Annotated in this window: 18 protein-coding genes; 8 read left to right on the top strand and 10 right to left on the bottom strand. The window is 33.5% G+C overall.

The window, feature by feature from the left end; translation table 11 throughout:
• Window positions 1–34: 34 nt before the first annotated feature.
• Window positions 35–1333: an MFS transporter gene (locus AC22L0_RS23225; protein ID WP_001103404.1), complete on the bottom strand. Its 1299-nt coding sequence runs from the start codon at window positions 1331–1333 to the stop codon at window positions 35–37.
• Between the two features lie 324 nt (window positions 1334–1657).
• On the opposite strand from AC22L0_RS23225, the gene lytS reads away from it, so the two are divergent.
• The 6 genes from lytS (at window position 1658) to msrB (ending at window position 7861) form a co-directional block, all read left to right on the top strand.
• Entirely contained in the window at window positions 1658–3427 is a 1770-nt protein-coding gene (lytS, locus tag AC22L0_RS23220; RefSeq protein ID WP_000933590.1) for a two-component system sensor histidine kinase LytS, read from the top strand.
• Window positions 3405–4145, top strand: a complete 741-nt coding sequence (locus AC22L0_RS23215; RefSeq protein WP_000921841.1) for a LytR/AlgR family response regulator transcription factor — start codon at window positions 3405–3407, stop codon at window positions 4143–4145. Before lytS ends, AC22L0_RS23215 begins: the two co-directional genes overlap by 23 nt.
• 132 nt (window positions 4146–4277) lie before the next feature.
• Entirely contained in the window at window positions 4278–4709 is a 432-nt protein-coding gene (gene lrgA, locus AC22L0_RS23210; RefSeq protein ID WP_000104901.1) for an antiholin-like murein hydrolase modulator LrgA, read from the top strand.
• Between the two features lie 35 nt (window positions 4710–4744).
• Window positions 4745–5437, top strand: coding sequence for an antiholin-like protein LrgB (lrgB, locus tag AC22L0_RS23205; protein ID WP_000168868.1), 693 nt, complete (start codon window positions 4745–4747; stop codon window positions 5435–5437).
• Between the two features lie 324 nt (window positions 5438–5761).
• On the top strand, window positions 5762–6805 hold the full coding sequence (locus tag AC22L0_RS23200; RefSeq protein ID WP_001166010.1) for an AI-2E family transporter: 1044 nt from the start codon (window positions 5762–5764) through the stop codon (window positions 6803–6805).
• A gap of 90 nt (window positions 6806–6895) precedes the next feature.
• Complete coding sequence (msrB, locus tag AC22L0_RS23195; RefSeq protein WP_000290175.1) at window positions 6896–7861, top strand: peptide-methionine (R)-S-oxide reductase MsrB; 966 nt, start codon at window positions 6896–6898, stop codon at window positions 7859–7861.
• 27 nt (window positions 7862–7888) lie between these two features.
• Here msrB and AC22L0_RS23190 read toward each other — a convergent pair whose 3' ends face one another.
• Window positions 7889–11005 (bottom strand): efflux RND transporter permease subunit, encoded by a 3117-nt coding sequence (locus AC22L0_RS23190; RefSeq protein WP_001033487.1) that lies wholly within the window; start codon window positions 11003–11005, stop codon window positions 7889–7891.
• A gap of 140 nt (window positions 11006–11145) precedes the next feature.
• On the opposite strand from AC22L0_RS23190, the gene AC22L0_RS23185 reads away from it, so the two are divergent.
• Window positions 11146–12021 (top strand): TetR/AcrR family transcriptional regulator, encoded by an 876-nt coding sequence (locus tag AC22L0_RS23185; protein WP_000659645.1) that lies wholly within the window; start codon window positions 11146–11148, stop codon window positions 12019–12021.
• Between the two features lie 51 nt (window positions 12022–12072).
• On the opposite strand, the gene AC22L0_RS23180 is transcribed toward AC22L0_RS23185, so the two are convergent.
• From AC22L0_RS23180 to AC22L0_RS23160, 5 genes are all read right to left on the bottom strand, one after another.
• Window positions 12073–13626 carry an ABC-F family ATP-binding cassette domain-containing protein gene (locus AC22L0_RS23180; RefSeq protein ID WP_000055410.1) on the bottom strand — a complete coding sequence of 518 codons (1554 nt, stop codon included), beginning with the start codon at window positions 13624–13626 and terminating at the stop codon, window positions 12073–12075.
• Window positions 13627–13782: 156 nt separating this feature from the next.
• Entirely contained in the window at window positions 13783–14721 is a 939-nt protein-coding gene (locus tag AC22L0_RS23175; protein ID WP_000175827.1) for a glycosyltransferase family 2 protein, read from the bottom strand.
• Between the two features lie 96 nt (window positions 14722–14817).
• Window positions 14818–17484: a YfhO family protein gene (locus tag AC22L0_RS23170; protein WP_053513758.1), complete on the bottom strand. Its 2667-nt coding sequence runs from the start codon at window positions 17482–17484 to the stop codon at window positions 14818–14820.
• Between the two features lie 308 nt (window positions 17485–17792).
• Window positions 17793–19214 carry an oligosaccharide flippase family protein gene (locus AC22L0_RS23165; protein WP_087967125.1) on the bottom strand — a complete coding sequence of 474 codons (1422 nt, stop codon included), beginning with the start codon at window positions 19212–19214 and terminating at the stop codon, window positions 17793–17795.
• A 97-nt stretch (window positions 19215–19311) separates the two neighbouring features.
• On the bottom strand, window positions 19312–20292 hold the full coding sequence (locus tag AC22L0_RS23160) for a glycosyltransferase family 2 protein (RefSeq protein ID WP_000970519.1): 981 nt from the start codon (window positions 20290–20292) through the stop codon (window positions 19312–19314).
• 225 nt (window positions 20293–20517) lie between these two features.
• Between AC22L0_RS23160 and AC22L0_RS23155 the strand changes: the two genes are divergently transcribed.
• Entirely contained in the window at window positions 20518–21795 is a 1278-nt protein-coding gene (locus AC22L0_RS23155; protein ID WP_000901470.1) for a glycosyltransferase family 39 protein, read from the top strand.
• Window positions 21796–21871: 76 nt separating this feature from the next.
• On the opposite strand, the gene AC22L0_RS23150 is transcribed toward AC22L0_RS23155, so the two are convergent.
• From AC22L0_RS23150 to AC22L0_RS23140, 3 genes are all read right to left on the bottom strand, one after another.
• Window positions 21872–22228, bottom strand: a complete 357-nt coding sequence (locus tag AC22L0_RS23150) for a DUF2304 domain-containing protein (protein ID WP_001121767.1) — start codon at window positions 22226–22228, stop codon at window positions 21872–21874.
• A gap of 6 nt (window positions 22229–22234) precedes the next feature.
• The gene (locus AC22L0_RS23145) at window positions 22235–22963 is read right to left on the bottom strand and encodes a glycosyltransferase family 2 protein (RefSeq protein ID WP_000021476.1); all 729 of its coding nucleotides are present in this window, start codon (window positions 22961–22963) and stop codon (window positions 22235–22237) included.
• Between the two features lie 216 nt (window positions 22964–23179).
• Window positions 23180–23692, bottom strand: a complete 513-nt coding sequence (locus AC22L0_RS23140; protein WP_000412120.1) for an acyl-CoA thioesterase — start codon at window positions 23690–23692, stop codon at window positions 23180–23182.
• Between the last annotated feature and the right edge of the window lie 274 nt (window positions 23693–23966).

Raw genomic sequence — 23966 nt, 5'->3', positions numbered from 1 at the left:
AAGCATCTTAAATGAGATGCTTCCTCTTTTACGTTTAATCTAATACTTTTCCCTTTGTTTCTGGTACACATAGTAGCATTGTAATTAACCCGATTGGGTAGATGATAAAAATCAAGGACATTGCTCCAAGTAGGTTGCCACCTGTAGCGAGTAAGCCAATAATAACAGGCCCAAATCCAGCTAACCCACGTCCTGTACCGAAAATAAAGTTTTCAGCGGTAGAGCGAGCTTCAGCAGGATAGTTTTCAGCTAAAATTGCTCCAAATCCTCCCATCATTCCATTTGCAAAGAATCCAAGCAATGCACTTCCCCATAATAATAATGTTGAATCTGTGAATAAGAAGAAGTAAATGAGACAGTATACTGTACCGCCAATATAATAGATTGCAAAAGTTTTACGGCGACCAATTTTATCAGCTAGAATACCAAAGATTGCAATTCCAATTAGCATACCGATGGTAGAAATGAACATCCAGCCACTTGCTTTTGCTAATGTATAGTTATATTTATTTGCTAAAATAGTGGGCATCCATGTGAAGATTCCGTAATATCCGAAGTTTTGGATAAACGACATAATAATAAGACCAATTGTTGTAATTGTTACTTTTTTATTGGCAAATAACTTTCGAAGTGGGAATTTTTTTATATGTTTTAGTTGTTCTGCTTCAGTAGTTGTTAATTTACCTGTAGCTTCTTTTTGCAACAGTTCCTTTTTGTAGCGTTGTTTTTGCTCCCATATTTTCGGTTCACTTAAACTTTTACGGACATAGACAGCTAGTAAAGCTGGAATTAATCCAAATAAGAAAACGGCTCTCCATCCAAAGTGTGGGACAATAAATGCTGGAAGGAGTGAAGCAATCAGTACACCAAATTGCCATCCAAGTGCAACAACAGATGTCGCTTTAGCTCGCATTTCTTTAGACCAGGTTTCTGTTACGATGGCCATTCCGATTCCGAATTCACCACCAACTCCCATTCCAACTAAAAAGCGCAGAATTAATAATTGCCAGTAGTCTGTTGCGAAATAAATGAGTGCGGTTGCTAGTGAAAACAGTAAGATTGTGAAGGCCATTGTACGAATACGGCCAAATAAATCAGCAATAAATCCAAATAAATAAGAACCAATTAACATCCCTATTGTGGTAGCTAATGTTAAGTTTCCACCTTCAACAGGACTTAAGTGAAACTCTTTTAAAATATAGACAAGTACGAAAGATAATAGCAACATATCTAAACCTTCTGCTGCATATCCTAGCGCAGAACCAAATAATGTTTTATATCTTTTCGCTTTCGTCTCCGCTGTTATTTGTTGTACATCAGTAGTGACGTTCATTATTACTCCTCCTTATTTTCTACAGTCGCTATGGAAGAATAACAAAAGGCCTTCTCACCTGATATGATGAGAAGGCCAAAAAAGCATACGTATCCCCCAAAAAGAACATACGTATATTATATTCCGACTTCCTTCTCAACCTCACGGGGTTGGGTTAAAGGACTGTATTATATTACTTTATTTTTAGCACTCTTCTATTGTATTGTCAAATAAAGAGGAAGTTATTATGTGTAAAATATTTCAAAAAATATTTCGTCCTTCTTGACGCCGACTTCATTATTTTCCCATAATAAAACTAACTAAATAAAAAGGAATGAATCAAAGATGCTAAATTTAGTACTCATGATGATTGAACGAGTCGGACTTATAGTTATTTTAGGATTTTTACTCTCTCATATTAAAACTTTCAGACGCCTCCTTCATAAACAGGATGGCTATGTAGATAAGCTGAAGCTTATTTGTATTTTTTCGGTATTTACAATTGTAAGCAATTACACTGGGATTGAAATAGCAGGAAATACGATTATGAATGAAAACTGGTTACAGGGTGTTTCTTCGTCAAGTACAATTGCGAATACGCGTATTATGGGTGTCGGTATTAGCGGCTTACTTGGTGGCCCTATCGTAGGGGTTGGAGTAGGATTTATTGCTGGTATTCATCGTTATATGCTTGGTGGTACGACAGCGCTAAGCTGCGCAATCTCTTCTATTTTAGCGGGGATTATAACTGGTTATATTGGATATATTTTCAAAAAATATAATCGTACAATTACTCCTAAGTTTTCAGCAGTTTTAAGTGTTTTTATCGTATCTTTAGAAATGCTAATGATTTTATTAATTATAGAGGATGGAATTAGCGTTGTGAAAACAATAGCGATACCAATGATTCTTGTAAATAGTTTTGGAAGTTTTATTTTACTTTCTATGATACAAGCTATTTTGCGTCAGGAGGAGAATGCAAAGGCACTTCAGACCCATAAAGTATTACGTATCGCAGATAAAACGTTACCGTATTTCCGCCAAGGCTTAACAGAAGAATCATGTAAGCATGTGGCACAAATTATTCACCGTTTTACAGGAACAGATGCGGTATCCTTAACAGATACAGAGAAAATATTAGCTCATGTTGGATTAGCATCAGATCACCATATTCCTTCACATAGTTTAATAACCGGTTTGTCGAAAGAAGTGTTAAACACAGGGAAAATAATGAAAGCGAAATCACGTGAGGTTATTAATTGTCAACATGAAGGCTGCCCTTTGCAAGCGGCGATTGTAATTCCACTAACTTCGCATGGAAATACGATAGGGACATTAAAACTCTATTTCAAAAATCCTAACCAGTTAAGTCGTGTGGAAGAGGAATTAGCAGAAGGGTTAGCAAAAATATTCTCCACGCAGTTAGAGTTAGGAGAAGCTGAGTTGCAAAGTAAATTACTTCAAGATGCGGAGATAAAAGCATTACAAGCGCAAATTAACCCACACTTTTTATTTAATGCGATTAATACAGTATCAGCTTTATGTCGAACAGATGTAGAAAAAGCAAGGAAGTTATTATTACAGCTTAGCGTATATTTCCGTTGTAATTTGCAAGGGGCACGTCAGTTATTGATTCCACTAGAACAAGAATTAAACCATGTACAGGCATACTTATCACTAGAACAAGCAAGGTTCCCAAATAAGTATGAGGTAAAGATGTATATTGAAGATGAGCTAAAGACAACTTTAGTACCACCATTTGTTCTTCAACTATTGGTTGAAAATGCATTGCGACATGCTTTTCCGAAGAAGCAACCAGTATGCGAAGTGGAAGTGCATGTTTTTGAAAAAGAGGGTATGGTTCACTTTGAAGTAAAAGATAATGGACAGGGAATTGAGGAAGAACGTTTAGAACAATTAGGAAAGATGGTAGTTTCGTCAAAGAAAGGGACTGGAACAGCTTTATATAATATTAATGAACGTCTTATTGGGTTATTTGGGAAAGAAACGATGCTTCATATTGAAAGTGAATTAAATAAAGGGACGGAGATTACCTTTATTATTCCAAAAAAAGTAGGGGAGGAAGAGCCGGGTGTTAAAAGTATTAGTAGTTGACGATGAAATGTTAGCACGTGATGAACTAAAGTATTTATTAGAGAGAACGAAAGAAGTTGAGATAATTGGTGAGGCTGATTGTGTGGAAGACGCATTAGAAGAACTAATGCAAAGTAGACCAGATATTGTGTTTTTAGATATTCAATTATCCGATGATAACGGATTTGAAATCGCGAATATATTAAAGAAGATGAAAAATCCACCTGCAATTGTATTTGCTACTGCCTATGATCAATATGCGCTGCAAGCATTTGAAGTAGATGCGTTAGACTACATTTTAAAACCATTTGATGAAGAGCGTATTGTGCAGACATTAAAGAAGTATAAAAAACAAAAACAAGCGCAAATAGAAACGAAGCACGAAATAAAGGGGACAGATGTAACAGCAGAGATGCATAAATTAGCATTACCAATTGAAGAATCAATCGTACTTGTGAATATTGAAGATATTATATATGTAGGGCTTGTAGATGGGAAAGTAACAGTAAAAACAACGAGGGAAACGTATGTAACACATGATACACTTGTAATTTTAGAGAAGAAGTTACCACAAGCAAGCTTCATGCGCGTACACCGTAGCTTTATTGCGAATATTAATCATATTACTGAAATTCAGCCATGGTTTAATTCTACTTATAATTTAATCATGAAAGAAGGATCGAAAGTACCTGTTAGCCGTACATATGCAAAAGAACTCAAGAAGCTGCTTCGTATTTAAGAAGCAGCTTTTGTATTTCATCCTTTTATATTTGTAACTGATTCTGTATATTTGACGTTCTGTTATGTAAACGCTTACTTATACGTTTGTATCCTATACAATAAAGGTACCAAATCGAAAGAGGTGGCCAAAATGAGTACGAAAAAAGTATATAGTTTCTTATCACAAGCATTCATATTCTCAGCTATTATGTTAATTTCTAATATTATTGCAACACATTTACCAATTCCAATGCCTTCATCGGTAATCGGGTTAGTTATTTTATTTAGTCTATTATGTTTAAAAGTTATTAAATTGGAGCAAGTTGAATCACTCGGAACAGCTTTAACAGGTATTATTGGATTCTTATTCGTCCCATCAGGTATTTCAGTTATTAATTCTCTTGGTGTAATGGGGCAATACTTTGTACAAATTTTAACTGTAATTGTTGTAGCAACAGTTATTTTACTTGCTGTAACAGGGTTATTTGCACAATTTATTTTAGGAAAAGATGAAAAAGAAACAGAAGATACAAAAGAATTGAAAGTAGTAAATAAAGGACGCAAGCACGGAAAGGTTGCGTAACCATTGCATTTATATATTGTTAGGAGGTAATGAACATGGCAAGCACAATGACTCCATATTTCGGAATCGTCGTTTCATTAATCGCATACGGAATCGGAACATTATTATTCAAGCATTCAAAAGGGTTCTTCCTATTTACACCATTATTCGTAGCGATGGTATTAGGGATTGTCTTTCTAAAGGTAGGTAACTTTACTTTTGAAGAATATAATACTGGCGGAAAAATGATTAGTTTCTTCTTAGAGCCAGCAACAATTGCATTTGCTATCCCACTCTATAAACAAGTTGATAAGTTGAAAAAATATTGGTGGCAAATTTTATCAGCTATCGTGGTTGGATCTATTTGCTCAGTAATTGTCGTGTTCATTGTTGCAAAAGCAATCGGTTTAGATACAGCAGTAATGAATTCAATGCTACCACAAGCAGCAACAACAGCAATTGCGTTACCAATTTCAGAAAGTATTGGTGGTATTCCAGCAATTACATCGTTTGCAGTTATTTTCAACGCAGTTATCGTATACGCATTAGGAGCATTATTCTTAAAAACATTTAGAGTGAAACATCCGATTGCAAAAGGTTTAGCACTTGGAACAGCGGGTCATGCATTAGGAGTTGCGGTAGGAATTGAAATGGGTGAGGTAGAGGCAGCGATGGCAAGTATTGCTGTAACAGTAGTTGGGGTTGTAACAGTAGTTGTCATCCCAATGTTCATACCATTCATTGGATAGTAAAACTTACTTAAAAAACAAGAAAAGCAAGCTATTTGTAGGACAGATTTCTACTGATAGCTTGCTTTTTATGTTACAGTAGTGGTAAGACCTATTTAAAAAAATATAAGTTTCCTTAAATCTTCATTAATACTATGTAGAATACGTTTTGAATTAGGTCATTGTATTGTAAAATAAGAAGTAAGCTACTATATACCTGTTAAGGTAGGCATATAATGAGTTTATAAAAATCTTAATATGAATGAATAATTAAAAGTAGAAAAGAGAGAGAAATCTACTTATTAACGTTTTAGTTTATAGGACAGGAGAGAGTATTCGTCGATTATGCAAATAAAAAACCTGTTTCAAAGTAAAGGATTTCAGAGGTTACTCGTATTAGTAATACTTGCTCTCGTGTTATACGGGCTGCAAAGTATGTTGAATTTAATATTAATTACGTTTATTCTCACGTATTTAATGGATCGATTCCAAAAGTTTATTTCCCGCAAATTAGATCATTTCATGCCTATTAATCGAAAAATTATTATAGCATTTCTATATGTAATGTTAATTGGTGGAATTGCTATTACGCTATTTAAATATTTACCAGTATTGACGATACAAATTTCACAACTGATTTACCAATTCAATGTATTTTTAAGAAACCCACCAGATAGTGAACTAATTAAGTATGCAGTTAATGCTGTCAATCATATGGAGCTTTCTAAATATGTAGGACAAGGCGTAGACATTTTGTATAAATCGATTACGAATGTTGGTAAATTTGGCCTTCAGGTTTTACTTTCTTTAATTTTGAGTTTGTTTTTCTTATTAGAAAAATCTCGTATTGTTGGTTTTACTGCAAAGTTTAAAGAAAGCAGGCTTGCAATTTTCTATACTGAAATTGAGTACTTCGGAAAGAAATTTGCACGTTCATTTGGAAAGGTAATCGAAGCACAATTTTTAATTGCTGTTGTTAACTGTGTTCTTTCAGTTATCGCATTATGGATATTAGGATTCCCGCAATTATTAGGTTTAGCATTAATGATTTTCTTGCTTGGATTAATTCCAGTAGCGGGGGTTATCATTTCGTTATTCCCACTTTGTATGATTGCTTACAATATTGGCGGTATTATGTACGTTGTTTATATTTTAGTTATCGTAACAGTGATTCATGCGCTTGAAAGTTACGTATTAAATCCGAAGTTTATGTCGCAAAAAACAAATTTACCGATTTTCTATACTTTTATGGTATTAATTTTCTCAGAGCACTTCTTAGGTGTATGGGGACTGATTATCGGTATTCCAATCTTCATTTTCTTACTAGATGTTTTAGACGTGACAAGTGATGAAATGGAGAAGGATGTTGGAAAAAATAAAGTGAAGTAAGAAAAAGCATCGATGTTCGATGCTTTTTCTTTTATAACATTATGTTTCTTATGCCATACTGTAAGGAGAATATAGAATAGGGGTGAAGTAATGGCTGTAAATGAAAAGGTAGAGTTAGCTACATTTGCTGGAGGGTGTTTCTGGTGTATGGTTTCTCCATTTGAAGAGATGGAGGGCATTATACAGGTTATTTCAGGTTATACAGGCGGTCATAAAGAGGACCCAACGTATAAAGAAGTGTGCTCAGAAACAACAGGACATTATGAAGCGGTACAAATTACATTTGATGCAAATAAAATGTCGTATGAGGAATTGTTAAATATATATTGGAGACAAATTGATCCGACCGATATTGGAGGACAATTCCACGACCGCGGACAGTCTTATGAAACAGTGATTTTTTATCATAATGAAGAACAACATAAAAAAGCAGAAGCCTCAAAAGAAGAACTTGAGCAGAGTGGGCGCTTTTCAAAACCAATTGCGACAAAAATACTACCAGCAGCTACATTTTATCCAGCTGAAGAATATCACCAAGGATATCATAAGAAAAACACATTCCGCTATGAGTTATATCGTAAAGGCTCAGGACGAGATGCTTTTATTAAGCAACATTGGCCAAAGGATAATGCTCATTTAAAAGAAAAACTCAATGAGATGCAGTTTTATGTAACGCAGGAAAATGGTACAGAACCACCATTTCGAAATGAGTATTGGAACCATAAAGAGGAAGGTCTTTATGTAGACATCGTTTCAGGTGAGCCGCTATTTACTTCTCTAGACAAATTTGATAGTGGATGTGGATGGCCTAGTTTTACAAAACCAGTTATGTCAGCAAGTGTGAAAGAAAAGATGGATGTGAGTCATAATATGACGCGTACAGAAGTGAGAAGTAAGGAAGGAGATTCACATCTTGGGCATGTATTTCCAGACGGTCCAGGACCAAATGGCCTTCGTTACTGCATTAATTCTGCAGCCCTTCGATTTATTCCAAAAGAGGAATTAGAGAAAGAAGGCTATGGTGATTTTCTAGTCTTGTTTGGAAATAAAAAATAACCTCGCAGTTAGCGAGGTTATTTTTTGTTATTTTGTTTTTTTCTTTTTAAATTTGCTTAATACTTCATAAACGATTGGAACAATAAGAAGTGTTAATAACGTTGAACTTGTTAATCCACCAATTACCGTTACACCAAGTCCTTTAGAAATTAAGCCACTACCTTCAAATCCTAATGCAAGCGGGATAAGAGCACCAATTGTTGCAATTGCAGTCATTAAAATTGGACGAAGGCGTGTTGCACCAGCTTCTAATAAAGCTTCACGTGTTGATAGTCCTTCATTTTCTTTATGAATAACGCGGTCGATAAGCACGATTGCGTTTGTTACAACGATACCGATTAACATAAGCGCCCCAATCATTGCAGACACACTTAATGTTTCACCGGAGATTAATAAGGCAACAAGAGCTCCGATAATCGTAAATGGTAGCGAGAATAAAATTGCGAATGGTGCAAGGGCACCGCCAAATGTAACGACAAGAACGAAGTATACAATGGCAATCGCAGCTAACATCGCTAAGCCAAGTTGCTTAAATGATTCTTCAATATCTTTTGTAACGCCGCCCATAGAAACATCTACGCCAGAAGGAAGATCCATTTTATCTACTTCTTTTTGAACAGCGGCAGATGCTTTTGAAACGTCATCAGATGTTAGTTTTGCACTTACTTCTGCATAAACACGGCCATCGCGGTGTTTCACTGTATTCGAAGTTTCACCTTCTTTTACAGTCATAACATCTTTCACAGCCACTTCATTACCAAGTGGTGTTGTAATTTTACGATTTGTTAAGTCATCGATTGTTTCATAATTTTGTTTTTCAGCTTCTACATATACATTGATATCTTTACCGTCTTTTTTAATTGTTGTCAGAACAGGGCGATCATGTTGATTAGAAAGTCCCATTCCAATTTGAGCAGCCGTTAAGCCCATTTTACTCAGCTTTTCTTGATCTGCGACTAAAGTGTACTCTGCATATGTTTTTGCAATACTAGAATCTATATCTTTTAAGTCTTTATTTTTCTTCATGATATTTTGAATATCTTTTACGACAGGCTTAATGTCTTCTGAGCTATCTCCGTAAACGTATAGTTTAATTTCGTTACTACCGCCACTTGCTCCGAAGTCTTGGTTTTTCCATTCGCCTTTGCCAGACATCTTCTGTAAATCTTTAACGACTTGTTCTTTCTCTTTTTCAAAGTTTTTCGTGTCGTTATCATATTGCACGAAGAACATTGCTTGGTTTGATTGACCAGGACTCATTGGATTCTCTCCACCTAATGAGAACTGAATTGTTTTGACGTCTTTATTATTTTGGAAGTGCTTCTCAGCTTTTGTTGCAATTTTTTCAACGTCTTCTAACGTTTGACCTGGTTCAGGATTGTATGTTGCGATAATCATTTTTTCTTCTTCAGAAGGTAAGAAACTTACACCGATAACTGGTACAAGTGCAAGACTACCAACTAATAGAAGGACAGCGATACTTGATGTAATAATTTTGTGATTTAAAGCCCATGCAAGTATGCGTTTATACCCATTTGCTAATTTACTTGGTTTTTCTTCATGATGTACTTCTTTTTCCCTCATACTCTCTTTCTTAAATAAAGAGTGAGCTAGCATCGGTACGATTGTAACTGCTACTAGTAATGATGCTAATAAAGCGAAGACGATAGTTAAGGCGAATGGTAAGAACATTTCACCAATCATACCTTTTACTAGTCCAAGTGGTAAAAATACAGCAATTGTTACGATGGTAGAAGACATAATTGGGATAAACATTTCTTTCGTAGCTTCACGAATTAAATCTTTTCCGCGCAATTTCTCTTCTGATAACGACATACGGCGGTAAATATTTTCAATAACAACAATTGAGTCATCGACAACGCGGCCTATAGCAACGGTCATTGCTCCAAGTGTCATAATGTTAAGCGTAATATCCATTTGCTTTATGACTAAAACAGCAATTAATAAAGAAAGTGGTATTGAAACGACAGAGATTAACGTTGTTCGAATATTTCGTAGGAACAGCATAATAATAACGATCGCAAAGATAGCACCGAAAATTGCTTTGCTCAGCATTGTTTCTACTGATTTTTCAATAGGTGCACCTTGATCGAATGTTGAAATAATCTCTAAGTCTTTATACTTTTTCTCAAGTTCTTTTACTTTATCTTTTACTGCATTTACAACATCAACTGTATTTGCATCAGAGGCCTTCACAATTTGAATTCCAATTGCTTCTTTTCCATTTGTTCGAGAAATGGATTCTGCTTTCCCAACTTCTTTAATGTCAGCAATTTCATCTAATGTAACTGTTGGAATCCCGTTCATAGCGGCTGGATTCATTTGTGGCGTTTGTGCACCAGCGCCAGCATTTTGACTACCTTGACCGTTAGGTGAGGAAGGTATAGCTGGGATTTTAAGTTCTTTTAATGCTTTAATCGTTGTAATATTGCCATCTACAACAACTGATTTTTCCGTGTCTTTAAATGTGTATAAGCCAAGTGGTAAAGATACATCCGATCCTTTAATCACATTTTTTACAGTATCTTCACTTAGTCCTAGTTCTTTCATTTTATCTTTCTTAAAGATGAGCTGTACTTCATCTACTTGTTGACCAGCAATTTGAACAGATGCAACACCATCAAGTCCTTTTAATCCCGGTACAACATTTTTTTCTACATTTTCAGTTAAAGTAGCTAAAGATTCATTCTTGCTTGCTACGCTTAACGAAATAACGGGAAAAGCATTGAAGTTTACTCGTGAAACTTTAGGATCTTTAACACCTTCTGGGAGTTTTACATTTGTGAGAGCTTCTTTAATTTCTGTTTCTGCTTTTTCCATATTTTTGTCAAAATCGTATTCTACTTGAATAGAAGATGCGTTTTGAAAAGATGATGAACTCACAACGTTAACACCGCTTAAATTTTGTAGTTGTTCTTCCATCGGCTTTGAAACTTTATCAGCTACTTCTTCTGGTGTAGCACCAGGATAGACCGTAGTTACTGTCACAATCGGTGTTGTAATATCAGGAATTGTTTCCAGCTTCATATTGAGTCCAGAGTAGATCCCCGCAATAGTAACAATAATGGTTAGTAGCCAAACTGCGAACTTATTTTTTAACGAGAAATTGATGATTTTGTTCATGTTTGCGCTCCCTTTGTATTATATTGACCAACTGGTCAGTCTAATACATAATATAACTGACCGTTCGGTCAATCGTCAATAAAAAGGGATGGTATAATACATTTATAATAAGATGCGAGATTAAATTTAGGAGAGAAGATATGAAAGAAAAAGAGCGTTTAATTATAGAATCGGCTATGAAGTTATTTGCTACTAAGGGTGTAAATGCGACATCAGTGCAGGAAATTGTGACAGCTAGTGGTATATCTAAGGGAGCTTTTTACTTATATTTTAAATCGAAAGATGAGCTTTTATTAGCGACACTTCGATATTATTATGACAAAATCCAAAAGAAAATGCTGGATATTGAACAAGAGTCTTTATTACCACGTGAAAAATTTGCAAAACAATTACATTGTCAGTTTAATGATATACAAAAGCATAAAGAATTTATTATTATGCATGCGAGAGAAAATGCAATTCCGTTTAATAAAGAAGTAGAAGAATTTATGATGCGGATGAAGTTAGAGTCTCATGCATTTTATCGGAATAGTTTATTGTCCATTTATGGTGAAAAGGTTATGCCATATTTATTGGATTTAGTAATTATAGTAGAAGGCATATGCCGTGGTTATTTAGAGTTAATTATTTTACAAGCACCAGAAATTGATTTATCGTATGTCGCTGCTTTTATTTTAAAAAGAGTAGATCATTTAGTAGATGGCTTAGTAGAATCTTCGGAAGAACCTATTTTACATGAAGAAAAGCTTGGAGAATTCCTTTGTAAATCAGAGCTTATTAAGGAACAAGTTAAAGAGCATTTTTTAAAAGAAATTATTGTATTTAAGCGTAGTTTAGCTGATCAATTAGAGGATGATGAGTTGTTAGTAACGTTAGATGTTTTAGAGGCGGAAATACGATTGCTTAATCCAAGAATTCCAGTAATTAGAGGTATGTTAGCAAATTTAGAGGCGTATCCGGAATTAAAAGAATTTCGATTACGACTTATAGGATACTACAATATAAAAAATTCTTAATAAAAATAAGTAAAAAACTCCTTGTCTACACAAGGAGTTTTTTCTTAAAGACTATTTACTATTTTGAGACCATTCTTCAACATCCCAAACTTTTGTAATCCAATCTTCATAGAAATCCGGTTCGTGACATACAAGGAGGATTGTTCCTTTATATGCTTTCATAGCCTTCTTAAGTTCCGCTTTTGCTGTAACATCAAGATGGTTTGTCGGCTCATCAAATAGTAGCCAGTTACTTTCCTCACCCATTAGCTTACATAAACGAACTTTTGCTTGTTCTCCACCACTTAATTGACTTAATGGGCGAGAAATATGTTCATTTTTTAATCCGCATTTTGCTAACATCGCACGAATTTGATGCTGGTCTAAACCAGGGAATGTATTCCATACATCATCAATTGGTGTTATATTGTCAGCTTTAACTTCTTGCTCAAAGTATGCAGGCTCTAAGAAGTCACCAAGGCTTGTTTTACCGCTTAAAGGCTTAATTTTACCTAAGATTGTTTTTAGTAACGTTGATTTACCAACACCGTTACATCCAACAATAGCAATTTTTTCACCACGTTCGATCGTCATTGATAGCTTTGGTAGTAGCGGATGTGTATATCCGATTTCTACATTTTCACCTTCAAAGACGAAGCGACTACTTGCGCGACTTTCTTTAAATGAGAATTCAGGTTTAATTGCTGTTTCTGGGCGATCAATAAGTTCCATGCGATCAAGTTGCTTTTGACGACTCTTTGCACGACCTGTCGTTGAATAACGAGCCTTGTTTTTTGCAATGAAGTCTTCTTGCTTTTTGATAAACTCGCGCTGCTTTTCATAAGCGTTTATATGTTGGTTTTTATTGATTTCTGCTAGTTCTAGGAATTTTTCATATGTCGCTGTATAGCGTGTCATTTTTGTGAATTCTAGATGGAAAATAACATCAACACATTTGTTCATAAATTCTGTATCATGAGAAATTAATAAGAATGCATGTGGATATTCTTTCAAATAATTTGTTAACCAATGAATATGTTCAACGTCTAAATAGTTAGTAGGTTCATCAAGCAATAACACTTCTGGCTGTTCAAGTAATAGCTTTGCAAGCAATACCTTTGTACGTTGTCCACCACTTAGTGCTGAAACATCACGATCTAAACCAATAGCATCAATTCCAAGACCACGTGCAGCCTCTTCAATTTTCATATCTAGTAAATAGAAACCACCTGCTTCAAGTGCATCTTGTATTTCTGCCATTTGTTCAAGAAGTTCTTCTAGTTCTTCTGGTGTAGCAGTTCCCATTTTTTCTGTAACTTCATTTAAAGCTTTTTCCTTTTCGAATAACGGTAAAAATGCATCCGCTAGTACGTCACGTATCGTACGTCCAGGCGTTAAAACAGTATGCTGATCTAAGTAGCCGTAATGTGTGCCCGGTGTCCATTCTACACGACCTTGGTCATGAATAAGCTGACCAGTAATGATATTCATGAATGTTGATTTACCAACACCGTTTGCACCAACTAATCCAACGTGCTCACCTGCTAATAATCGCATAGATACATCTTTAAATAATGTACGATCACCAAATGTATGTCCTAATTTTTCAACTGTTAATAAGCTCATAGTATCCTCCGTCCAACTTGAAATAGTACCTTGAATCATGATACTAAATTCTTTCATATAATGCCATCATTTCAAAATGTATATTTTTTCAAAAGAAGTGTTTGTAAATGTTAGTATATAAAAAAGTTACTTCTACCTACAGAAGTAACTTTTTGGTTATGCCTTTTGTTTAACTTCACTAACTTTCTTTTCAGCTACAATAAAATGCGGTCTACGTTTTGTTTCATAATAAATACGACCGATATATTCACCAATAACACCTAGGAATATGAGTTGAATACCGCCAATAAATAGTATAGCGGAAATGAGAGTAAAGTAACCAGGAACTTCCACACCACCAAGGATGATTTGAACGAACGTAGTGATTACGTATAAAAGTCCTAAAATGGTTGTTAGTAATCCGAGATATATAGATAGACGTAACGGTTTATTATTAAATGAAATTACACCATCAATTCCGTAATTTAATAATTTCGAGAAGGTCCATTTACTTTCTCCATCAGAACGTAATACATTTTCATATTCAATGATTAATTCGTTATAACCGATCCAAGAAAATAAGCCTTTTGAAAATCGGTTGTATTCACTTAAAGATAATAAAGAATCTACTGCTCTTCGACTTAAAAGTCTAAAGTCACCAATACCGTCTACTAATTCAATATCTACAAATTTATTCATCACTTTATAGTAAAGACGAGAGACGAAAGAGCGAACGGGTGAATCACCAGTTCTTGTTCTTTTTGCAATGACTTGGTCGTAGCCGTCGTTATATCCTTCTAACAGTTCTTTTATTAACGTAGGAGGGTGTTGTAAGTCAGCATCCATAATAACAATTGCATCGCCTGTAGCATATTTTAAACCAGCTAACATTGCAGCTTCTTTTCCGAAGTTTCGACTAAATGATATGTAGTGTACTGACGAATCTGAACTAGCTAAATCACGTAAAATATTTAAAGTATCATCTTTACTACCATCATTAACAAAAACAAATTCATAATCGGTAGTTAATTTATGAATTTCAAGAGAAGTCTCTGAATAAAAGGCTCGAAGCACCTTTTCTTCATTGTAGCATGGTACAACGATTGAAAGAGTCATTTTTGACACTCCTTGTTTGTAGTGGGTTAAAACAATGTTATGCGTTTTTATATGAATCTATCCAATTGGATAGATTCATGATTCATTGATTGCTCATTATTGCTTTTTAAAAGAAAATTTTCGTCGTGCTTTTGGATTTTTGAAAATTAGTAAAGCTATACAGATAATTAGTGAGATGATTGATATAATCATACCTAATTTGAAGTAAGGTGTAACGTAGGTCATTTCGATTACATGTGAACCTTTTGTAATGGGAACACCGATAAAGGCAGAATTCGCTTTCGTAAATTCTGTTTCTTTTCCATCAATTTTTATAGTCCAGCCTTTACTATATGGGACAGATAAATATAAGAGCCCGTCTTTATTTGATTTGATATCCCCTTTTAAATAATTGTTCTTATAATAAATATTTTCAAGCCTATTTTCAGTTAGTTTTTTTGTTTCTTTTTGTACACTTTCATAGTTTACAATATTTGCTTGCAAGTCACCTAATTCATACTCACCTGCCATATCAATAGAGATAGTTAGGTTTTCTGGACGCTCATTGCCCAAATTGTAAACAAACCTTTCTAACGGATAAGAGTATGCACCAGCATCGTCCCCTTTTCCTATCGTTTTTCCATTAACAGTTGCATTGAATGTGCCTGCATTTTTTAATTTTAATTCTATCAGTAGATCACCAGGTGTATCAGGATAATTGATAGGTACAATCATATTTCCAAAGCCATGAACAATTAGTTTATTTTCTTGTTTTTCCATGTTTTCGAATTTTGCTTTTTCCGTTTTAATAGATACTGCCTTTGATTTGAGGTCTTGTTTATTAAAATGGTTTAATGAAAATTCTTTTGTATTATTAACGACAACAGCATGTAATAATAATTGATCACGCTGAGCGAAGTTTAATTTAGAAAATTCTTCTTCACTTATAGCCGAATCATATACATATCCTAACGGTAAAGCATAGTCATTTTTGTAAATATTATATGGTCCTACTTGCTGTAATAGTTTATATCCATAAGGTACATTCTTTGAATCTGTATCAGCACTTAATACGCGATATTTTATACCTAGCATATTTTCGAGTAGTAGTCGACTATCAGCTTGATAAAACATTGAAGGTGTATCGTACATTTGGAATACACCATATTTATTTTTCATAAAGTCATGGACATAATAATTAACTAAGCTTTGATACGTACTTACGCCATGATATCCTTGTAGCATCGGTGTGTTATATTCGCTATATGGATTAAGAATACGATAAAAGTCTTTATCATTTTCTTGTATGTAGCGAATTGCAGCAATTTCTTCTTTATTATCATAGCCTGGTTCGTGTAACTTTTCAGTTGAAATCTGGCTCTGTCCGTAAACGGTGCTAAGTATATTATTCGCATACATATAATTCATAGAAATTGTGCTAACGAGTACATTCAATACAACTAAAAATTGTATGAAAGGTTTGGAAATATAACGCCATAAACATACTGTAATAACAGAAAGAACGACAGTTCCGAGTAAAATGTTATCAACGTCTTGTAAAGGTTTATCAGTTACATTTATATTTGCTTTTCTATAAAATGCATAAATGAATAATCCAATAGACACTAATAAACTTATTAAATAAGGTAATTTGTAGTCTTTCTTATGAATAATCATCCAATCTAGAATGTATGCAATTGTTTGGGCAATTACAAATACAAATAAATAGAACCATCTAGATTGCATTGCTGAAAAACCATTAAACACAGAATATGTATATGGAAGCATAAACAGAATGAACATGAATAACGTAAAGAATACTTTATTTTTAACGAGTTTATCACGTATAAACATTCCAAATACGATTAAGAATAAAATTAAAGCTGGTAAAGCTAATTGATGATTTTCAGCATTATACATGAAGAAAATATTTTCCATTAAATCTTTATAAAATTTATCTTCAAATAATAATGGTATCTCAAACTTTTTTGATAGTCGATCAGCACTAAATACGGCATTAACTGATGGGAGGAAGCAAACGGCGGCTAAACCGAGTGATAATCCATACAATAAACCGATTCTAATATAATAAGTTAGAAAAGAGACAATCGTTTTATTTTGTTGTGTCGCAAAGTATTGGAATAATGCATAAATAAATATGAAAATACTTGTGATAAAAGCAAAATAAAAGTTTGATGCTAACATTAAAGTAGCAGCGATTAGGAAAAGTCCGCGCTTCTTTTCAATAATATATTTATCAAGTCCCCATATTACTAATGGTAAAAATACAATGGCATCAGCCATGAAATCCCATAGTAAAGAGTGGCGGATGAAAGTAATACAACCACCATATATAATAGCAGCAACAAAAGATGAGAATGCTGTTTTATTATGGTAACGTAAAGAACCATACATGAATACCATAGCTAAAAAGTTTTTTAAAATACTCATGTATAATTTCACGTCATATACTTGCTCAAGACTTAGTTTAGGTAGTAACAGTGTAATCCAGAAAAACGGTGATGTGCTGTAATAATAACTAAACTCTCCAAATAAATCTCCACCTAATCCATAATCAAAAGACCAAAAAAGGTTGCCATCTTTAAAGGCATGTTGTAGAAGAAACGTAAAAAAACCAAATTGACGTAACGCATCCCCTGTACCAGAAAAGGCTTGATTAGATGTTAAAAAGAAATAATGAAAAGCAAAAGCGCACAATAATAATATTGGCATAATTATTATTGTTTTCTTGGAAAAGAATTTATTATTCGGCTTTATGCTCATAAAAATTGATAATCCTCCTTTGAAAGTCGTTACATGTAGCAACTAGTTTTTAGGTAGCATATAAAAACACACCAATTTTTAAAGGTGTGTTCTTTAGTTTTAACATGAGAAAATATATATTTTTGTTGAAGCATATATATTTTTACAAGCGTTGAAGTTCATAGTTTACATGTAATTTAGTATAAGGCATTTTCAGAAAGTAAGTCAATTTGAGCTGGAATATATAGCATTTTTTTACTGAAGAAAAATGATGGTATATAAAAAAGCAAAAAGCTTTTCCGTTTTTAAATAGGAAAAGCTTTTTGCTTTTAAGCATGTTTGCGAATAAGCTTTTGTTTTATAAATCCTAAAACGAATCCACGTATTTGAGGATCAATTACAATTCCGATTATACCGTATAGTATACCAGTAAGAGTTAAAGCAACTAATGGTGGTAAGTTGATTAATGCAATTCGGTATATACCGTAACTAATAATAAAGGCTAAGGAATTAAATATAATTCCTTTAACTAATAATTGCATGCCTTTACGAATAAAGAGGATAAATCCAATTAATAGTGTAATTTCGGTAATGATGGCTGCGGCAGCTGCCCCCATCATTCCATATTTACTACCTAATACAATATAACCTATGATGGCAACAACTAATCCAATAGTCATTGTTGTTGCACGTTTCCATTGCTGGCCAATCGTTGTTAAATTATCAGCTAGTGGATAGTTAATTGATTGTAAAATAACCATAAACGCTAGAATAGCAAGAGCGTCACCAGCGGGAGCGTATTTTTCTCCTAATAAACTAACAATCCAGAAACTTGGATCAGCAATAAAGGGGATAGAAATTCCCATTCCTAAAAAAGACATAAGTTTTAATTCAAAACTTGATAATTTTCTATGTTCTTCAATATTTTTCTCATTACCAAAAGCAAAAAGTCTTGGATAAAAAGCAGCTGCAATTACTCCAGGTATTTGATATAGTACAGCAGGTATTTTAGATGCAGCACCAAAGAATCCAACTTGCTTATATGTTGAAACCTTTTCTAATATAATAGGGCCCAATTGTGGTAAGAGCATAATAATGATTCCGTTGATCGTGAAAATAAGTAGTTGATCTAAAATGCCTTTATCCCAACCCTTATGGACTTTCGTGTAACGTATTGTCATTATAAAGGCGATAACACCTGTTACAAGACTAGATACCCCGTACATGGCAGCAACCATCATAAGTGACCATTGGAAAGACATCCCTAGTAATAGGGCAGCAGCAGCTGTTACACCTTGTAGTACAGAAATAATAGCTGTAAATTGCATGCGTTCTGTTACTTGGAAGTAAGCCATACCAACACCTTGTAAGGTTGCTCCGAACATTGTTGGTAGGACAACCCAATATACCATCGCACGTAAGTAAGCATCGGGATAGAAGAACTGGGCAAAAATAGCGAAAAGTACAGAAATTACGATAGCTAATATTAAACGAATACGTAAATAACTACTTATTAGCACACTAATATTAGCATCGCTTCTCGTTCCTTCACGCATAAACGTATGTGTTAAACCTGCATCTGTAAAGTAACAAATAACAGCTGAAACTGCTAACGCAGTTGTAAACATACCGTAATCACTTGGAGAAACATATCTTGCAAAGAAAATTGTTGCAATAGCCAGTACAAAGCGGACAGTAATGTTTCCTACAAAGAGGTAGGATGCGTTTTTTAGAATTTTATTTGTTTTCATGAGAAAAGACCTTTCTATTCTTTAGGACCCGGTTAGTTTGTCCTATTTGTAAATTTAATTTGTTCACAGAAAGAGAGAGTATCGTTATATTTTCAGTTTAAGAAAACAGAAATTTAATTCGTACAAACCAAAGCATTGCATATAGTTTTTTACTACGCTTTCCATTCTTTGAATAGATTTTACGGCAATATTTCCTTATATCTTTTTTGATTAATTGAACTTGTGATTTATCTAATCGAGAGTTTTCTTTAATATATATACAAGCGTTATTGATGACTGTATAAGGGAATAAATAAGTCTCAAGAATCTCAATCAGTGACTGAGGGTCTTTCGTAATGAAGTCTTGAGATTTATTATGTACCCAATCTTTCATACGATTGAATACTTCTAGCTCTTTTGTTGTTTTTAATTCATAATCTTTATACTTAGAAGAAAGATTTCCTTCTGATAAGATTCTATAATAAGTTAAGTATTCATCGACATAACATACATTTGTCAAACTCATAAGTTTAAATAAAAACTCTAAATCTTCTCCCCAACTACATCCTGGTGTAAAACGAATGTTATGATCCATTACGATGGATCGTTTGAAAATCCAAGTACTTGTTTGAGCAACAACTTGATGTGTTAGGAATGCTTTTGCCATATCACCTTTAATAAAGTTTGTTGTATGCTCAAGCTTTTCGCCTGTTTCTTCGTAGAAATTCATATAACCACAATAGCACGCGTCCATGTTGTTTTTATGCATACTCTCGATTTGTTTCTCAATTTTAGTTGGATGCCATAAGTCGTCACTATCAAGGAAAGCGATATATTCTCCGCTAGCATTTTCGATACCTGTATTACGGGCTACCGAAACACCTTGGTTTTTTTGATGAACGTATTTTACTTGCCCTGGGTATTTTTCAGCAAGGTTTTTCACAATAGAAGGTGATTGATCTTTACTTCCATCATCTACAATTACAATTTCAATGTTTTTATATGTTTGATCTAGTATTGACTGCATCGTTTCTTCAATATATTTTTCCGTGTTATACAGGGGTATGACAACAGAAACAAGTTGCTTTTGTTCCATCATAGAATTTTTATCTCCTCAAGTTTTTTATGTCTTGCATCATATATACAAGCCTTTTGGAAGGAAGAAGATTACAAGAACATCTGTATAAGTTTAACGCATATAAACTTTGTAAATCAACTTTCTATTGTTGTACTTTGTATAAAAAGTATTTATTATAGAACGTATTATGTTGTAAAAATATAGAAATATATTTTGAAAATTATGTATCTGAAGGGAGAAGATGAGATGTTAGGGCGATTTACTCGCAAATCTAATATAATCCTTTTAGGGATTATTATGATAGTCGGTTTTGCACTTCGTTTTGCAACTTTACAAACACATGGTGCAGATCTATCTATAGCTAGCGATGATATAGGTTATCAAAAAACGGCAAATATTTTATTGGAAACAGGGATGTTAACATATCATGAACCAGATAAACCAACGATTCATATTATGCCGGGTTTTCCAGCTTTATTAGCTGTTGTATTTTATTTTTTTGGAAATGGCAGTGAAGGTCTTTTTGTAGCAAAATTAATTATTATCCTATTAGGGGTACTTAGTATTTTGCTAACTTATAAGATTGGTACTTATTTATTGAATTCTGCTGCAGGATTAATAGGTGCTTTCTTATTAGCTGTGTATCCTCCAGAGATTGTTATGGAAAATTTAACTTTAACAGAAGGACCGTTTCTATTCCTTTCATTAGGATTAGTATATTGGAGTTTAAAATTAGCTGATACTCATAAAACGAAACATCTTCTGATTGTATTAATTTTCTACTTTTTAGCACTGTACCTCCGTGTACAAATTGCCTTATATCCAATCTTACTATTTGGGTATCTTTTAATGAAACGCTACCCATTCCGTATTATGATGAAGCAAGCGATTATAAGCATAGGAATAGGACTTATCGTACTTGGACCATGGTGGGCTCGCAATTACATTCAATTTGATAAATTTATCCCACTAACTGCTGGGGCAGGGAATCCGTTATTACTTGGAACGTATCAAGGGAAAGGTTACCCAGAAGGTAAGGATATGGGGGAACTTGAAATAGAGTTACATGCAAAATACCCTAATCTTGAAGCACATGAATTTATGGAATTAGAAGAAAAAATAGCGATTGATAAAATGAAGGAATGGTGGAAAACTGATAAGGAATCTATGATAGAGAGTTATTTAGTTTTGAAGCCAGAAATTCTTTGGAAAAAACCGTATTATTCTATAGAGCATAATATTGAAGTATTCAATGTTTCTGCAAAGGATATGAATGAAATATATAATTTTATTAAGACGACGTTTTTAATATGTACAGTACTTTCATTTATTTTCCTTTTAAAAAGGTGGAGAGAGACTACATTTTTATGGTCAATCCTTTTATTGCAAACAGCTTTAACATGTTTTTATGTTGCATATGAACGATATGCATTACCGTTAATACCATTCTTATTTATTATAATTGGAGTTGGGACCGTGGCAACTGTTATGAAAATTAGTAAATTATTAATTAGAAAAAAATAGTTTGCAATAAAAAACATCTTAATTTTTTTAAAAAATTAAGATGTTTTTTTGTATATATTCATATTTAAATAGAAAACTATTCTTTATCGGTTTCAGGTTGCGTTACTTTTAATTTTTGCTTTAATAACGCATAATCTTGCGTTAACGTTACAAGTTGATGATGTAATTTAGAAATTTTTCTTGTTAAGTCAAAAATTAATATGAAACAGAATAATAGTCCAAATAAGAATAAAACAGATGGAGGATATTCTACGTGTAATAGTTGGCCAATCCAATTTATAATTTTTTCAGTAGAACTTAAAATAGCCATTGCAACACAAACAAAAATCCATAAAATAGCATATTTAGTTTCTAAAGCTCCACGACGAATGGAATTAATAATTAATAAAAATAATAATAGAATGAAGATAAATGAAAAGGTAATTATAGGCATTTATTATCAACCTTTCACAATTTTTTGCATCAATATAGCAAGGCTTACTTTAATCATGTAATATGCAGATTTAAGAGGTGTGATAGAAGATTGTCCCCCTTGACGCTCTTGCATATTTACGGATATTTCATTAATGCGTAATTTTTTCTTTTTTAAATGAATAAGGACTTCTGGTTCTGGATAATCTTTTGGATAATTATGTGCAAAAATCTTAATTACTTCTCTATTGATAGCACGATACCCAGAAGTTGGATCCATAAAGGTTTGTTTTGTTAGTACTTTCAGTAGAGCAGTAAAATAAAAAATACCAATTCTTCTAGAAATACTACCTTTATAGGCTGTTTTCTCTGTAAAACGTGAACCTAGCACCATATCGCATTGGTCTTCAGCAATAGGTTTTATAATTTTGTACAAATCATCAGGATTATGTTGCCCATCAGCATCGAACTGAATCGCAATATCATATCCATTCTCATAAGCGTATTTATAACCAGTTTGTACAGCTGAGCCAATACCTAGGTTATATGGTAAGTTCACAAGGTGAACAGGAAAATCATTTACGATTTGAGCTGTTTTATCATGTGATCCATCATTAATAACGCAAATGCTTAATTCTGTAAAATGCTGTTTTAGTTTTAATAATCTTGTTAATGTATCTGCAATTGCTTCTTCCTCGTTATACGCAGGAATAATAATTAACGTTTTTGGTATTGAAATTGGTACCTCAATAGACATTATCGCACCATCCCTTATATACTTAATTATATTATAGTTATTTTTAAACGAACCTTATCTAATATACCATTAATAGTATAGCAAAATAAAGGAAAAACTGGTGGATTATTTTAGGAGACAAACAGTAAATAAAAGATAAGAGGTGGAATTTTTTACAATAAAAAATACATGCAAGGATGAAATAAACCTGTGCATGTATGAAGTGAGAGTATCGTATTATATATTCCATGGCTTACTTAAAGTTAAAACTTCAGCCATCTCTTTACTTTTTAAACGTCCCTTTTTTCGGTTTTCCGCGCGTTCTAAACCGGTTGTGTGTAACCAATGTTCTTCTTCAGTTTCAGGAAGTACTTGTGGTACGGATGAAGGTTTTCCATCTTTTATTGCCACAAATGTAATGAAGCAAGTAGCAGCAATTCTACGCTCGCCTGCTAATAAGTTTTCTGCGATTACTTTTACGAAAACTTCCATTGAAGATTTCCCTGTATAACATACAAATGCTTCATAACAAACAGAATCAGCTTGGTGAATTGGAGTTAAAAAATCAACTGAATCAATAGATGCTGTTACGCAATGTTTACGACTATGTCTTGCAGCCGCAATTGAAGCAATACTATCAATTTCTGCTAATAATTTCCCTCCAAAAAGTGTTTGGTGATTATTTAAATCGTTAGGAAAAACACGTGTTGTCTTAATTGCTTTAGATTCTCGCATGAATTTCTTTTCCATATATTCAGCCCCTATAGTCTGTTTTCAATCAGAATAATATGTGTAAGCTTAGTACTCATATTAGATATTTAATGAAGTAAAGTGTATTCCAAAAGAGGATTATTTAAACTTCTGTATTTGTATTCATATAACTGAAAGAAAATTTATTTTATCTAAAATGTAGTGTAAAAGAGGATTCGCTTACATTGCAAGTAAAAAGTAATGACTATATATTTGTCATAGAAATTCCCTATCAGCCGTGTACCCATTCATGATAGAATCGTTTTGTTATGAA

It is taken from the genome of Bacillus sp. LQ01 (assembly GCF_057624735.1).
This window is presented reverse-complemented; position numbering and strand designations above follow the sequence as displayed.